General features: G+C 64.1%; 17 protein-coding genes. 8 read left to right on the forward strand and 9 right to left on the reverse strand.

Translation table 11 applies throughout. The annotated features are described in order from the left end of the window. Positions 1 to 57 precede the first annotated feature (57 nt). Together AC2D10_RS10520 and AC2D10_RS10525 are read right to left on the reverse strand one after the other, a co-directional pair. Positions 58 to 579, reverse strand: a complete 522-nt coding sequence (locus AC2D10_RS10520; RefSeq protein ID WP_484707620.1) for a hypothetical protein — start codon at positions 577 to 579, stop codon at positions 58 to 60. A 101-nt stretch (positions 580 to 680) separates the two neighbouring features. Next, positions 681 to 1,610, reverse strand: a complete 930-nt coding sequence (locus AC2D10_RS10525; RefSeq protein WP_484707621.1) for an NADP-dependent oxidoreductase — start codon at positions 1,608 to 1,610, stop codon at positions 681 to 683. An 89-nt stretch (positions 1,611 to 1,699) separates the two neighbouring features. On the opposite strand from AC2D10_RS10525, the gene AC2D10_RS10530 reads away from it, so the two are divergent. Further along, positions 1,700 to 2,194, forward strand: a complete 495-nt coding sequence (locus AC2D10_RS10530; protein ID WP_484707622.1) for a MarR family winged helix-turn-helix transcriptional regulator — start codon at positions 1,700 to 1,702, stop codon at positions 2,192 to 2,194. Between the two features lie 25 nt (positions 2,195 to 2,219). On the opposite strand, the gene AC2D10_RS10535 is transcribed toward AC2D10_RS10530, so the two are convergent. Then, the gene (locus AC2D10_RS10535) at positions 2,220 to 2,525 is read right to left on the reverse strand and encodes an ArsR/SmtB family transcription factor (RefSeq protein ID WP_484707623.1); all 306 of its coding nucleotides are present in this window, start codon (positions 2,523 to 2,525) and stop codon (positions 2,220 to 2,222) included. An 81-nt stretch (positions 2,526 to 2,606) separates the two neighbouring features. On the opposite strand from AC2D10_RS10535, the gene AC2D10_RS10540 reads away from it, so the two are divergent. Further along, positions 2,607 to 3,968, forward strand: coding sequence for an MFS transporter (locus tag AC2D10_RS10540; RefSeq protein ID WP_484707624.1), 1,362 nt, complete (start codon positions 2,607 to 2,609; stop codon positions 3,966 to 3,968). Here AC2D10_RS10540 and AC2D10_RS10545 read toward each other — a convergent pair. Further along, the gene (locus AC2D10_RS10545; RefSeq protein WP_484707625.1) at positions 3,961 to 4,284 is read right to left on the reverse strand and encodes a hypothetical protein; all 324 of its coding nucleotides are present in this window, start codon (positions 4,282 to 4,284) and stop codon (positions 3,961 to 3,963) included. The two genes, AC2D10_RS10540 and AC2D10_RS10545, sit on opposite strands and share 8 nt — an antisense overlap. Positions 4,285 to 4,484: 200 nt before the next feature. Here AC2D10_RS10545 and AC2D10_RS10550 point away from each other — a divergent pair, with 200 nt between their 5' ends. Further along, positions 4,485 to 5,567: an SRA domain-containing endonuclease gene (locus tag AC2D10_RS10550; RefSeq protein WP_484707626.1), complete on the forward strand. Its 1,083-nt coding sequence runs from the start codon at positions 4,485 to 4,487 to the stop codon at positions 5,565 to 5,567. Here AC2D10_RS10550 and AC2D10_RS10555 read toward each other — a convergent pair. Further along, complete coding sequence (locus AC2D10_RS10555; protein WP_484707627.1) at positions 5,557 to 5,967, reverse strand: (deoxy)nucleoside triphosphate pyrophosphohydrolase; 411 nt, start codon at positions 5,965 to 5,967, stop codon at positions 5,557 to 5,559. The genes AC2D10_RS10550 and AC2D10_RS10555 overlap by 11 nt on opposite strands. A 156-nt stretch (positions 5,968 to 6,123) precedes the next feature. On the opposite strand from AC2D10_RS10555, the gene AC2D10_RS10560 reads away from it, so the two are divergent. From AC2D10_RS10560 to AC2D10_RS10570, 3 genes are all read left to right on the forward strand, one after another. Continuing rightward, positions 6,124 to 6,459 carry a nucleotide pyrophosphohydrolase gene (locus AC2D10_RS10560; protein WP_484707628.1) on the forward strand — a complete coding sequence of 112 codons (336 nt, stop codon included), beginning with the start codon at positions 6,124 to 6,126 and terminating at the stop codon, positions 6,457 to 6,459. Continuing rightward, a complete protein-coding gene (locus AC2D10_RS10565; RefSeq protein WP_484707629.1) occupies positions 6,456 to 8,195 on the forward strand; it encodes a DNA/RNA helicase domain-containing protein in 1,740 nt (579 codons plus the stop codon). Before AC2D10_RS10560 ends, AC2D10_RS10565 begins: the two co-directional genes overlap by 4 nt. Positions 8,196 to 8,357: 162 nt before the next feature. Beyond that, positions 8,358 to 8,720 (forward strand): hypothetical protein, encoded by a 363-nt coding sequence (locus AC2D10_RS10570; RefSeq protein WP_484707630.1) that lies wholly within the window; start codon positions 8,358 to 8,360, stop codon positions 8,718 to 8,720. A 105-nt stretch (positions 8,721 to 8,825) separates the two neighbouring features. Here the strand turns inward: AC2D10_RS10570 and AC2D10_RS10575 are convergent, their stop codons facing one another. Continuing rightward, on the reverse strand, positions 8,826 to 9,398 hold the full coding sequence (locus AC2D10_RS10575) for a TetR/AcrR family transcriptional regulator (protein ID WP_484707631.1): 573 nt from the start codon (positions 9,396 to 9,398) through the stop codon (positions 8,826 to 8,828). 75 nt (positions 9,399 to 9,473) lie between these two features. Here AC2D10_RS10575 and AC2D10_RS10580 point away from each other — a divergent pair, with 75 nt between their 5' ends. Together AC2D10_RS10580 and AC2D10_RS10585 are read left to right on the forward strand one after the other, a co-directional pair. Further along, positions 9,474 to 10,475: an SDR family NAD(P)-dependent oxidoreductase gene (locus AC2D10_RS10580; protein ID WP_484707632.1), complete on the forward strand. Its 1,002-nt coding sequence runs from the start codon at positions 9,474 to 9,476 to the stop codon at positions 10,473 to 10,475. Positions 10,476 to 10,771: 296 nt separating this feature from the next. After that, positions 10,772 to 12,619, forward strand: coding sequence for a hypothetical protein (locus AC2D10_RS10585; RefSeq protein ID WP_484707633.1), 1,848 nt, complete (start codon positions 10,772 to 10,774; stop codon positions 12,617 to 12,619). A 208-nt stretch (positions 12,620 to 12,827) separates the two neighbouring features. Here AC2D10_RS10585 and AC2D10_RS10590 read toward each other — a convergent pair whose 3' ends face one another. The 3 genes from AC2D10_RS10590 to AC2D10_RS10600 all read right to left on the reverse strand — a co-directional run bounded on the left by AC2D10_RS10590 (position 12,828) and on the right by AC2D10_RS10600 (position 14,358). Beyond that, positions 12,828 to 13,310, reverse strand: a complete 483-nt coding sequence (locus AC2D10_RS10590) for a hypothetical protein (protein WP_484707634.1) — start codon at positions 13,308 to 13,310, stop codon at positions 12,828 to 12,830. Between the two features lie 37 nt (positions 13,311 to 13,347). After that, positions 13,348 to 13,818: a hypothetical protein gene (locus AC2D10_RS10595; RefSeq protein WP_484707635.1), complete on the reverse strand. Its 471-nt coding sequence runs from the start codon at positions 13,816 to 13,818 to the stop codon at positions 13,348 to 13,350. Positions 13,819 to 13,956: 138 nt separating this feature from the next. Further along, the gene (locus AC2D10_RS10600; RefSeq protein WP_484707636.1) at positions 13,957 to 14,358 is read right to left on the reverse strand and encodes a Pepco domain-containing protein; all 402 of its coding nucleotides are present in this window, start codon (positions 14,356 to 14,358) and stop codon (positions 13,957 to 13,959) included. Positions 14,359 to 14,375: the final 17 nt, after the last annotated feature.

The following is a 14,375-nucleotide window of genomic DNA, read 5'->3' on the forward strand; positions in this document are numbered from 1 at the left end:
GAAAAAGTCGAACCTGCGAACAGAGGGACAGGGAGTTCGCGGAAGTGACCCGGCGGCCTACGGCTCCGGCGGGCGGGATACCGCGACGTCGATGAGCCCGAAGGGGAAGGGGCTGAAGATCGAACCGGATCCGGCGACGAAGTCCTCGACCGGCATCAGTCGGAACCAGAGTTGCGAGATCACGATCGCGGTGACGACGAGCACGCCGACTCCGATCATCGTGCGGTCGAGCGTGCGCAACGCCGCACGCTGGTCGACAGCGTCCGCCACTCGTCCGATTCCGACCAGAACCAGCAGCGCGATTCCGACGTAGAGGAACGGGCTGGGTCTGAGCGCGAAGTCGACGCATCGCGTGACCTCCGTTGCGCCCTCGACGAGGGTGCCGGCGCAGTAACCCCTGCTGCTCCCCATGAACAGGGGATAGATGAATGCAGCGACCACCGAGAACACGAGAACGCGACGAATCCTCCGGATCACCGTCGGACCGGCGGGGTGAGCGTCTGCGTAGTCGCGGAAGGCTTCTTGCGCTGAATTCACGGGCGACGGCACGGTGCCCTCCTTCGACATCGGTCCGTTCATCCTGTCGCAGCATTCGTCGCGAGGGAAGGGCTGGAGCGCATCGCCGTTCCGTCAAGCTTTCGCAGACGGTCAGGCGATGCGCTCGCAGTCGACATCCTCGCTCACGGCACGACGATGACCTTGCCGGAGATCCGGCCCTCCGCGGCTTCTGCGTGCAACGCGGGCAGCTCGGTCAGAGGGATGCGCCGCGTGACCTCGAGGTGCAGGTCTCCGCTGTCGACGAGTGAGACGAGCTCGCGCAGCTTCTCGGCGTCGCTTCGCACGAAGACGACCACGGACCGCACACCGCGGTGGGCGTCGTCGGGTGCCGGCATCCAGGCGGTCGTGCTCACGACGACTCCCCCGTCGCGGACCAGTCTCACCAGGGCGGTGAACTCGTCGGGCTCGATCGGGGCGAGGTTGAGGAGCATGTCAACCGGCTCAGACACCGCATCGAGCACGGAGGTCGTGGTGTGGTCGATGATTTCGTGCGCCCCGGCTGCCTTGACGGCATCCGCACTGCGCGGACTCGCCGTCGCGATGACGTGAGCGCCGGCCCGGGCAGCGAGCGCGATCGCGTACTTGCCGACCACTCCACCCGCACCGACGATGAGCACACGCTGCCCCGCCCGCAGGTCGCCGTCATCGAACAGCGCCTGGCGTGCAGTGAGTGCGACCGAGGGGAACGCCGCAGCATCCGCGAGGTCGACCGTGGTCGGTGCCGCCACCAGTGCCTCCGCCGGAGCAACGACGTATTCGGCTGCCCCTCCGTCTTCACCCATCGGCAGGAAGCCGACGACCGCGTCGCCGATCGCGAATTCGTCGACGCCTTCGCCGACGGCATCCACCGTGCCCGAGACGTCGTATCCGGGAACGTGCGGAAGCGTCACGGGGATGGGCAGGAAGCCCGCCCGCATGCCGTTGTCGGCTGCGTTGAACGCGGATGCTGCGACGCGAAGCCGCACCTGACCGGCGCCGGGCGTCGGCTGCTCGATCTCGCCGTACTGGAGTACCTCGGGTCCGCCCACTTCGTGGAACCGTACTGCCTTCATGATCTTCTCCTTGTGTAGGTGCTTCGAATTCGAAGCATATGGAGACGGTAGCACTGCTTCGAATTCGAAGCAACACGTATACTGGACGAATGAGCACACCTCCGCGCAGCCTCACGCCGACCGAGCTCTCGGCCTACTTCGCCTTCACCGAGGTGAGCAGCCTGCTACGGCACTCCGTCGAGAAGCAGCTGAAGGATGCCGGGCAGCTCAGCTACGTGCAGTTCCAGCTGCTCGCACGGCTCGGGGATGCTCCGGACGGCAGGCAGCGCATGACCGACCTCGCCGATGGCGTCGTCTACAGCCGGAGTGGGCTGACCTATCAGGCGCAGCTGCTCGAGCAGCGCGGCCTGGTCACGCGGGCGCCGTCACCGGAGGACGAGCGCAGCACGATCGTCGCGATCACTCAGGAGGGGCGCGGGGTGCTCGCGCAGGTGTTCCCGGGGCATATCGAGACGGTGAAGACGCTGTTGTTCGACTCGCTCGGCGCGGAGGACGTCGAGGGGCTGAAGAGGGTGCTCACGCAGGTGAGTGCGCACTTGCGGGCGAACCCGCCGCGGTCGGCGGGGAGTCGGCGGAAGGGGTAGTCGGCGCTGGGCTTGCCGAAGCGCCCTAACTCCGCAGCACCGACTCCAACAGCCCGGGGAACAGCGCGTCCAGGTCGTCACGGCGAAGCGTCAGCATCCGTCGCCGCCCGTTCGCTTCGTTGCGAATGACGCCGGCCTCGCGCAGCACCTTCATGAGGTGCGACTTGGTCGACTTCGGCAGATTCGGGTCGGTGGCGTGGCAGGCGGCCATGTCGAGCGGGCCGTCGGCGAGCTGGCGAGCGATCGCGAGACGCTCGGGGTCGCTGAGTGCGAAGAGCACGTCCGTGAGCTGGATCTCGGAGCGCTCCGGGTGCGGAAGGTCGCCAGGCATAGTTCGAGAATAGTTGAACAATTGCCGGATGGCGAGTACGCTCCGATAGTTCGATGATTCTCGAACTATAGAGGAGACGTCATGACCCGTACCGAGCCGATCGCAGCTCGCACCCCGCACCCTGAGCGCCCTTCCTCGGGTCCTGAGCGAGCGAAGCGAGACGAAGGGCGCTTCGCTCGCTCAGGAACCGGCCAAGGGCGCGCCCGGTTCGGGTTCGTCCTGGCGATCGTGGCGCAGATCCTGATGATGGCCGGGGCGAGTGCGCCGTCGCCGTTCTATCCGGTGCTCGCACAGGACATCGGGTTCGACGCGATCGTGATCAGCGCTGTGTTCGCCGTCTACGCCGTGGCGCTGCTGCTCACGCTGCTCACCGCCGGTTCACTCTCGGACCACATCGGACGCCGCCCGGTCGTGGTCGCCGGACTCCTGATGCTCGCCGGCAGCATGCTGCTCTTCTGGCACGCGGATGCCGTCGCGCCGCTGTTCCTCGCGCGCATCCTGCAGGGCGTCGCGAGTGGCCTACTGATCTCGGCACTGTCGGCCACGGTGCTCGACTTCGCGCCGGAGGGTCGCCCTGGTGTCGCGGCGCTGTGGAACGCGCTGAGCCCCGGCGTCGGGCTCGCGCTCGGCGCGCTCGCGTCGGGCGTGATGCTCGACGTGAGCGGTGAGGCACTGCTCGACGTGTTCGCTCCGCTGACGGTGGCATACGTCGTGCTCGCGGTGCTGTTCTTCGTGATCCCCGAGACCGCGCCGCGCAGGCCGGGCGCGTGGGCGTCGCTGAGCTTCCGGCTGTCGATCCCTCCGGCGATTCGGGCTGACTTCTGGCGCGGAGCTCCCGCCGTGATCGCGGGCTGGGCGACCGGTGGGCTGTTCCTCTCGCTCGGCGCGAACATCGTGCGGGGCGAGCTCGGTGGCGAGGCGCACACCTGGCAGGGGCTCGGCGTGGTGCTGCTCGCCGGCGTCGGCGCGGTGACGGCATTCGTCATGCGGAAGGAGGCCGCGCGGACCTCCGTCTTGTTCGGCACCTCAGCCCTCGCGATCGGGACGCTGCTGTCGCTGATCGCGCTGGGCGTGGAGTCGCTGCCGTTCTACCTCACTGCGGCCGCGGTCACCGGGATGGGATTCGGCACGGCGTTCTCGGGAGTGGTCGCGTCACTGGCGCCGCGGATTCCGGCGACGCAGCGGGCGGATGCTTTCGCGGTTCTGTATGTGCTGGCGTATCTCGCGTTCGGCGTGCCGGCGGTGATCGCGGGGGCGCTGGTGGGGGTTGTCGGGCTCGAGGCGGTCTGTGTCGGGTATGGGGGTGTTGTTATTGCGCTGGCCGGTGTGGCGTTCGGGTTGCGCGTGCGGGCTGCGGTAGAGGTCCCCGCCGGGGGCTCAGAACTCGATCATCGGCGTGACCTCGACGTTGATGACTCCGATTGCTACCCAGACTTCAGCTGATCGCCGCCTGGATCTGCCCGGCAAGCTTCTCGACGGCCTTGCGGTTCTTCACGCCGTCCATCAGTGCCGGGGGGCGGTTGTGGTGCACGTTCAGCGCGAGGTGCACGTCGGAACCGGATGCTGCGGGCACGACGTTCGCGCGTCCGAGGAGCTCCCAGTTGAAGAGACTCTTGCGGGTCTGAAAGTCGATCTGCGAGCCGTCGGCGCTCTCGCTGAGCACCTTGCTCTTGTTGTCGGCGAGAACGCGCTGCACCGCGGCAGCCGTCGTCGCCACGCCGGCGTTCGAATGGAAAGTGGTGGTCGCTTCTGCGGACATCGTGATCCCCTCCAGGTCATGGTGTGCCTTCACCCTAACCAAGGGGGCGCTCGGCCCGCGGAGTACTGATCACCGCGAATGCCAGAGTTCCAGCGGCAGGTGACGTGGTGCGTAGGAACGCTGCTTGCCCGATGCGCATCATTCCTAGCGGACGTTGCCACGACGCATGAGTGATGCAGCATATCGATATGCTGCGTCGCGTGAGCACTACGACGCCGGCCCGACTCTCGCTCGAACTGAACGTCAGCCAGAAGCGCATCCGCGGCTTCCTTCGGGAGCAATACGGCAGGCTGCCCGAAAGCGTCGCCCGATGGGAACTCGAGGACAGTCAGGCCGACGCCGTGCGGACTCGGTTCCCTCGGCAGCTCCGACCCACCGACCCGACGCTCTGGACACTCGAGATCGGCGACACCGTGCTGCGACGAGAGATCCACGCCGCTTACGGAGGTCAGGAGCAGGGCGGAATCATCACGCCGAAGTCGATTCCCGACATCCTCGTCATCACCAGCCCGGAAAGCGGAGCGAGGCACGGGTACGACGCGTTTGAAGGACTTCAGGAGGATGGCTCATTTCTCTACACGGGTGAAGGTCAGCGCGGAACCCAAGTGTTCGCGCGTGGAAACAAAGCTCTTCGAGACGCAGCCCGAGACGGGCGCACCATCCGCCTGCTGACAAAACAAGGCACCTCCGTCACGTACGTCGGGGAGTTCACAACGGGAGAGCCAGCGTTCAGCATTGAGACAATCCCGGACTCCGACGGGAATCCTCGTGACGGAATCATCTTCAAGCTCGTGCCAGTCGACGCCGATGTGGCAGCACTCGATGCGCCATCCACGCCCCTCGCGGAACGGGTACAGGCCTCGTCGTGGACGCCTCCCGAGTCGTCGTCGTACGTCGTCGGGGCACCACTGATACCCGGTGAGCGCGTCGTCTCGCGAATCGAGTTCGAGTTGCAAGAAGACTTCGGGAAGTGGATCCAGTCGCGTGGTGAGACTCCTCAGCGCCTTCGCCTCAGCTCCGCAGGAGCCACGATCGAGCCGGATCTCTATGTCCTGGAGTCTGGTTGGGTAGTCGAAGCGAAGAAGTCGCCCGCTCGTGAATACGTCCGCACCGCAATTGGGCAAGTCCTCGACTATTCGCTACTCGCTCGGGAATTCGGCATGCCTGCGGTTCCCGTCGTCTTGCTTCCCAGTCGACCGATCGCACATCTCGAGGCCTTGTTGTCCGAGTTGGGAATCCTCTTGATCGTCCGGGACGACGAGGGTTTCTTGGTCATTGAGTAGGCGACCCGGCCACAAGTTCCGCGACAGATGGCAGATCCGGGGCGGCCCAATCGAGGTCCGGCAGATCGCTGCGACGAACCCAACGCAGTTCATCATGATCGAGGCTCCGGGTCGGTGGCTCTCCGAGCAACCTAGCGCGAAGACAGATGAGGCGGATAGTGCTTTCGCCGACCACGGTGTCATCCGTTCGAAGCGGGGCGGAGACCTCGATGGAGGTGCTGAGCTCTTCGCGTATCTCTCTCACCAAAGCCTCGCTGTGCGTCTCACCCTTTTCGAGTTTGCCTCCGGGGAACTCCCATTTCCCTCCAGCGGTCTTCTCCGGTCGGCGGCGGCACGCAAGGATCAGGCCATCACGCTCGATGACAGCTGCAACGACCTCGATAACGCGGCTCTCGCTCACTATGCCTCCGTAAGCAAGCTAACAGGGTTGTTTACCAGCCTTGAAGCCCGAAACCTCGAAACCGTGGGCAATGCTTCCCGTTCGACATCAGGCGAGGGTCGGCAACGAACGAGGAGTGTTCTCGGAGCTCTTCGCCGACCCTGCTAGCGTCGCATCATGCCGTCGCCGCAGACTCTCGCCGCCCTTCGCGCTTTCGTGGCCGAACGGGACTGGGACCAGTTTCATTCGCCGGAGAACCTCGCCAAGAGCGTCTCGATCGAGGCCGGTGAGCTCCTCGAGTGCTTCCAGTGGTCCCCGGACTTCGACCAGGAGCAGGTGGAGGCGGAGCTCGCGGATGTTGTCACCTACTGCGTCCACCTCGCGAACAAGATCGGCGTCGACCTTGACGAGATTGTCATGAAAAAGTTGGAGTCGACGAAGGCGAAGTACCCTGTCGAGCTGGCCAAGGGCCGCATGACGAAGTACACCAAGCTGTCCGAGGCACCAGAGTGACAGGTTTCAGCATCCAGCGCCTTCCGTTCCGCCGTGACGCTGTCGATACGTGGGCTGGCGACGACACTCGACACACCAACTGGCCAGTCGTCTATGTGATCGAAGGTGACACCCAGCGCAGTTCACCCGGGCTCTACGTAGGTGAGACGGTGAGCGCCGCTACACGGATGCGTCAGCACCTTGCGGGCTCAAAGAAGAACGAGTCCCTTGAATCGATTCGCGTCGTCGTGGATCACACGTTCAACAAGTCAGTGTGCCTCGACCTCGAGTCTCATCTCATCCGCTGGTTCTCGGGCGACGGTCGGTACCGCATCCTCAACGGCAACGACGGCCTGACGGACGCGCAGTACTACGACCGCGACCTCTACCGTGAGTCTTTTCGTGACGTGTTCGAGGCGATGCGAGCAGAGGGGCTCTTCTCGCGGAGTATCCCGCAGATCGAGAACTCCGACCTCTTCAAACTGTCGCCCTTCAAAGCTTTGACAGACGACCAGGGCATCGCGATCATGGACATCCTGGAGGGACTGCTCGAAGATCTTCAGGATCCCGGCGCCCGATCAACGCTCGTAGTCCAGGGCAACCCGGGAACTGGCAAGACGATCATCGCGATCTTCCTGATGAAGTTGCTCGCCGACATCCGCGATTACGACGACCGCGACGGCGTCGAGCCGGACTCGATGTTCTCAGAGTTCTTCGTCCCCGAGAATCGCCAGCTGCTCAAGACCCTTCGCATGGCGCTCGTGATCCCGCAGCAGTCTCTGCGGATGTCGGTGAAGAAGGTCTTCAAGAAGACACCCAAGCTCGATGCTGCGATGGTGATGTCGCCATTCCAGCTTGGCGAATCCGACGAGGCTTATGACCTCGTTCTCGTTGACGAGACCCACCGACTCGGACAGCGAGCCAACCAGGCGTCGGGCGTGCAGAACAAGAAGTTTCGCGAGATCAATGAGGCTCTGTTCGGAAGCGATGATTCTCGGTACACCCAGCTCGACTGGATCAAGGCTCAGAGCAAACATCAACTCCTGCTCGTCGATGGGGAACAGAGCGTGCGGCCCCACGATCTTTCTCCGGCGGCACTCAACGCCGAGATCAGTGGGTCCAAAGACGCGCATCGCTTTTTCCGTCTGACGACCCAGATGCGCGTGCAGGCCGGCGCAGACTATGTCGAATTCGTCCGCGCCCTACTGCGGGATGAAGCGCCATCGCTCCCCGTCCTAGGTGAGTATGAACTCCGCCTCTTCGACGACCTCGGAGAGATGCGCGATGCCATCCGGCAGAAGGATGCTGAGCTCGGTCTTTCCCGCCTCGTCGCAGGCTACGCGTGGGATTGGGTGTCGAAGAAGAACCCGGAAGTATTCGACATCGAGCTTGATGGTGAGCGCATGCGATGGAACGGCACGGATAAGGACTGGATCAACTCAAAAGGATCGCTCGAAGAGGTCGGCTCGATCCACACCGTTCAGGGGTACGACCTGAACTATGCCGGCGTCATCATCGGACCGGACCTCCGCTTCGACCCGGCAACCCGACGAATCGTCGCTGATCGCGAAAGCTATCGCGACAAGAAGGGCAAGGAGAACACCGGGCACCTCAAGGATGCGTTCGGAGACGATGACCTGCTGACGTTCATCCGAAACATCTATGGTGTGCTGTTGACGCGCGGGATGCGCGGAACTTACGTCTACGTGTGTGATCCAGCGCTGAGAGAGCGTTTGTCGGCGGCGCTCATGCGCTAGCTTGGACCGCCCCGATCCTCCCTAACGAGCTCGCCCGCTGCCCCACGGTGGGGGCGTTCTGATTCGAATCCCCGAGGGCGCCGCCCTTCACGATCGTCCAGATACACATAGGTCGTATCGAGTATATTGCTCGTGTCCTCATATGTGGACTTAGATAGCTAGATGGAGCCTCCGTTCACGAACGACCCGGCGGGTTCCCGCGCCTTCGACGCCAGCTTCTCGATATCCACCAGCGAGATCCCCGGACGCCTCTTCATCATCGCCTGTTCCCTCGGGATTGCTATCGGGGTCGTCGTGACTGCTGCGATGCTGCTCGCAGCCACCGCGTTCGCGACCGCCAGCACATTCGTCGTGCCATTCGTCGCCAAATTCGAGGGCTTCCGCGATACGGGAGGCACGAACGCGGTCACCGTCACCGGGTCCTGGGCGATGGCAGGTGCCCTGACGGTCGTCCTCACGTTCCTCTTGTCATCCTTCGTACTTCGACGCTTCAGATCATCGGCTGACAGCAACACCCGGGCGTGAATCACTGAGAGGAGCGAGCCTGCAGGGCGAAGGGGCCAACGTAGAGGGGCCCCTTCGCCCTGCTCGAACCTTTGCAGGTCTACCGACCTCGAAGCACGAGCCACGTCACGGGGCCGCAATCCCCCGCAGCAACACCCCCACCGTCGCATCCACCCGCTCATCCCCCAGCGGCCGTCCCAGCAACGCCGCATAACTCGCCATCGCCACGAACTGGTCCGCGATAGCGGCAGCATCCGCATCCGCCCGCACGTCCCCCGCCGACACCGCCAGCGCCACCCGCTCCGTGACCCGCTCCCGAATCGGCGCCGCCAGCTTCTCGTTCAGCGCGAGCCCGAGCTCCGGATCCGACGCCGTGATAACGATCAGCGCCCGCGCGATCGCGACCCCGTCGGGATCCGCCAGCGCCGCACTCATCGCCGAGAACCACGACCGCAGATCCGCCGCGAGGTCGTCGGTGAAGGGCACCGCGACATCCGCCCCCGGTAATCCGCCCTCGAGCAACGCCTCGCCGAGGATCGCCGCCTTCGACGGCCACCACCGGTAGATCGTCTGCTTCGACACCTCCGCGGCTTCGGCGAGACCTTCGATCGTCACGGCCTCGTATCCGCCGCTCGACAGCGCAGCGCGCATCGCGTCCAGCACGGACTGACGGGCTTTCTCACTGCGAGGTCGGGGCACCATCCGAGCGTACTCGGGCGTATGCTGAATCATAAGTAGACGCACCGTTGCGAAACTCGAACAAGGAGAACGAGCATGGCCCTCACCGCACACTCCACCATCGCCGACTGGATGAACGACCCGACCGGCGGGCCGCTCATCCGCAGCCTCTTCGAGAAGACGGGCGCCGACCCCGAGCTGCTCACCCCGGTGCTGGGTCTTCCGCTGCAGCAGCTCGTCGCGATGAGCCAGGGCGCCATGCCGCAGTCGATCGTCGACGACCTCGTGCGCGCGGCCAATGGCGGCGAAATCCCCGAAGACACCGAGGGCAGCGGCTGGACCGAGAAGCCCACCGCCGGACGCTTCGCCGGCAAGACCGTGATGGTGACCGGCGCCGCATCGGGCATCGGCAAGGCCACCGCCTCGCGCATCGCCCGTGAAGGCGGACGCGTGATCGCCAGCGACATCGCCGCCGACAAGCTCGAAGCCTTCAAGGCCGAGCTGCCGGATGCCGACATCACAACCGTCGCCGGGGACCTCACCAAGCAAGACGCGATCGACGCCGTCATCGCCGCCGCGGGCGACCGCATCGACGCCCTCGCGAACGTCGCCGGCATCAACGACGACTTCTCCCCCGCGGGCGAGACGACGGATGCCGTGTGGGACCGCGTCATCGCGATCAACCTCACCGCGCCCTTCAAGCTCATGCGCGCGGTGCTCCCGATCATGGAAGCTGCGGGCCGCGGTTCGATCCTCAACGTCTCGAGCGAAGCGGGCCTGCGCGGCAACTCCTCGGGCAACGCCTACACGGCCAGCAAGCACGGCATCATCGGCGTCACCAAGTCGGCGGCGTTCATGTACGGACCGAAGGGCATCCGCGTGAACTCGGTCGCACCGGGCGGCGTCGCCACCGGCATCCCGATGCCCCCGAACATGTCGGAGTACGGCTCCGGACGCCTCGCCCCGTTTCAGCAGGCGATCCCGACCGTCGCGACGGCGGAGCACCTGGCCGCGTCGATCACGTTCCTGCTGTCGGACGACGCCGTGAACATCAACGGGGCGATCCTGGCCTCGGATGGTGGGTGGTCGGTGCAGTAAGCGCCACGGCCATCGGGCTGGATCAGAAACGCCTCGGAACCAATTCGGGGAGAGGCGTTTCTGATCCAGCGTGAGAGACAGGCGCGGGGCCTGTGGAGTTCGCATTCACCCCCAGCCGACTCGAATCCTAGAGGCGCCTTCAGCTTCCATGGTCGCGGGGCCCACAAGCGATGTAACGCTGAAAGAGGTCTTCTAAGAATTCGAGATCCGTAAGCCTCGATATGCTGGCTCGAAGTTCGCCGCAGTCGCGCCTCTGAGAGGCTGACTGGCGAGAAATCATGCGCGGAGGGGACCCGATGTCGAGTAAGCCGATCCTGCTGTTTCTGCATGGAGTGGGAACGGGAGATCCCGACGAAACATGGAGAAAGCAGCTCTCCGAGTCGCTGACCGCTGTCGGTCACTCCGGGCTTGACCAAACCGAGGTGATCGCACCGAAGTATGCGCAACTACTCACGGGATCGGACACAAAAGAACCGCTACCTGCTCGCACTACGACAGGTCTCTCGGGTGAAGAAGCTCGAACCAATAGGCGCGAGTTCGAGCGCAGAATCAGTGCCGTCGAGTTCAGGCTCGGTGAACAGACGATGGGTAACGGGTACATCGGCGGCGATGCCATCGTCAACTACGCCGTCGACATCCCCTTTTTCGAGCAAGCGCGCAATTACCTGCGGAACCTGAGCGTCCGCGCACACGTCCTCAATCGCATCCTCGGCCAGATCCCCGAATCCGGCGACCTTGTGATCGTCGGCCACAGCCTCGGCTCGGTGATCGCGGCAGACCTGATCACGCGGCTCCCGACCGAGATTCGGGTGGTTGGGATGATTACGATCGGCAGCCCATTGGCGAGCGCAAGCTTCGCCGTCGACAAGCTTCGAGACGTACTGCGCGAGCCACCGACGAACTTGGACTGGTGGGTGAGTTTCTGGGATGGGCTCGACCCCGTCGCGGCACGTCGAGGAGTCTCTTCCGCCTTCCCCTGGATGATCGACTTCCAGGTGCCCACTTTGACGTTGAGCCCTCTCAACGCTCATCAAGCTTCCAACTATCTGCGTCGGGATGTCGTCGCCGAGGCGGTCGGGTTCGCGCTGTTTGGCTCGAAGTCTCGTGAGGTTGCTCCGTCGGAACGTTCTCTTGATGTTCCACTGAACGCGGCTGAGACCATCGCGCTGCTAGCACTACGGCTCTCGCATCTAATCAATTCAGAGTTGGAAGGCGAGGTTCAGCAGCGCCACGCAGGTGCCATCCGCGCAGTGCAGTCCAAGGCGATCGAAGCGCTGAAGACCCATCGGGCCGATCTGAGCCAGCCACTGCCCTCCGCTATCGCGAGGTTGTCTGTCGACCTTTCCGACTCTCGCTCTGTGGCCGCTGAGCCGGCTCCTCTGACGCACCTCACCAAGGAAGAAGCCGTCGTCCCGCTGGTTGTTCTCGCGGCCGAGAACATCATGCTGCCGTTCGAGATCGCCGTTGAGCCCAAGAAGCGTCAGCGCGCCATGGAGAATCTCACGGCTGAGCTCGGTCTGACGACGCGATTCGGCAAGGATCTTTTCGCGGCCGCAAAGGAGGCGCGTGATGCGTTGGCGGGCACCTCGAACACGAACCTATGGATCAAGTGGGGCGCGGTGAGCGTGGGTGCAGTGGCGGTCGTCGTCGCTACGGGAGGCCTCGCTCTGGCCGCCGCCCCCGGGCTCGCAGGTGCCGCAGCGATCACTAGTGCGCTGGCAGCCTTCGGGCCTGGCGGCATGATCGGCGGGCTGCTATCCGCGGGCGCGCTTGTCACCGCTGGGGGAGGCGGCATCGCCTTCGGCCTCGCGAGCCCCGGCACTTCACCCGAAGCTCTGGAAGAAGTCATCGCGCGCCAAGTTTCTGCGGAGCTTCTGCGAAAGGCGCAGAAGCTGGAGAGCGATCCCGGCGTATGGCGCGATCTCGTCAAGACAGAGATCTCAGTGCGCCGTGAACTCGAGCGTCTGGACGAATATTCGGACCCCAACGCCCCGACCATCAAAGACCTACGTCGGAAGCTAACGACCGTCGAGCGCGCGTTGACTGCGCTAAGCGAGCACGGGCTCGCCCCACGCATGACCGCGGAGACCGCCGACGACCAGCAAACAATGGAGCGCGGCTCCTGGCTGCGTATCGGCCGCTAGTCACTCCTGATACGAACTCGCGTCGTTTTGGACATGCGGATGCAGTCATCGCGACCCACGTGGGCCGGGCGCGGGTAAACCTGGCTTGAGCGGGTGGCCCGGGTAGTAGAGCAGCCGCGATGAGCATCGCCGCCTTTGCCGACGGCGTTGTCGCTCTCCACACATGGTCGAGCATTGGGTGTTGGTCCAGCCTCGCTCATCTGACGAACTAGCCAGCCTCACCCGCTTCCGGATCCTCATGGCTAAGAATGCGACGCTCGTCCGCAAGCACTTCGTAGGTCCGGGAGTGCGCCGAACAAAACCATCCCTCCTCGAATCGCCGTGTCCCCTCGGAATCGCCGCAGCGTTGCTTTGTGAGCCGATCGGATTCTTCGCAAGGGTGCTGCTTACGCGCCTGAAGCTCGAGTGGAGCCTTATGCGAATGCGGCGCCCACGACCGCTTCGGATGGTCACCGCATCGCCACTGCCACTTGCCACCCTGCTCAAGCTTGCCTGGAGCATCCGGCCGATAGACGGAGTCAGCCGTCCATATGCGGTACACCGTGATGTCCTCGAGGCGGTGCCATTCGCCGTCGTCCTGCACCCCGCAGTATGTGCATTGATTCAACTGCTCATGGTTCGGTTTGATTGTTCGGTCTTCGACGTCGTCGAGCCGGTAGGGCGTTTCAACGAGCATGTCTCGGTAGAGCACAGTCGGTCCTTCTCTCCTGGAATCTTTCGGCAGGCGCTCAGCGGGCCCGGCTTGCTTCACGGAGCAGCTTCGCCACTTCCGGCGTCATCGAATAGTGCTCTCCGTCCCAGTCCCAGACATAGTGCCAATCGACACCCCGAGGGGTCAGGTACATAGGCAATTTGGCGCGCCGGATCGCCTTTCCCACACCACCCAAGACACCCGCGACACCCGCGACACCTTTCGGGTGAGCCAATGCCGCAGCCAACTGCTCCGGCGTAAAAACCGCGGTCTCTGTCTTTGCCGTCCGGCTCAGATACGTCAGGATCGACTGACCGGGACCCGAGACCTCGGCCCAGAACGTGGCGGCAATCGCTTCTGCGTCTCCCGTGAGCACCCATGACGGAACGGTGCCAGAGGGTAGGCGTGTTGGGGTCGAGGACTCGGCGACATCAGCAACGAACTCACCGAAGCGAATGTAGAACTCTTCCACTCTGCGTTCTGGTACGTGGACGGTGATTGGGATCATGACGACCTTCTAGGTAGGTTGCAAGCGGGGTTGAGATTTCAGCATGCACCATGTTCCCTACGAGCGCAAGCTCGCTTGTAACCTCAGTTGCTAATCGACGTCCGTTTCTGCACTCCGGGGCGGATACTCGGGCGGCGCTCAGATCTCGCCGGGCACCTTCGTCGGAGGCGACCAGCCCTGCCTGCGGGTGAGCTTGATCTTGACCGAGGCCTCGGCGCTCGCTTCGGCGATGAACAGCAACTGGCCTTTCGCGCTCAACGTCAGCCCGACCTCAATCTCGGAGACGCCCCATCCGCTCGCCCCGTCGTCGATCCCCTCGCCGATCTCGGCCAGCTTCCGAACCGTCTCGTGCCAGTTCGCTTTAATCGTGTCGACGCTCGCGTCGACGACGCGTGACCCACGTCGGTTCGGCTCTGGTTCACCCTCCGCCCGGAAGGACCTCTCCCCGGACGCAGGGGCGAGGATCTGAACCGTCCAGTCATCGATTTTGTCGCTCATGCCATCTCCTCGTTTCGGACCGTGCAGCGGGCCGTACGTCATCCGAAAAGTCGCTCGCC

The organism is Microbacterium sp. PI-SA-G (genome assembly GCF_057215335.1).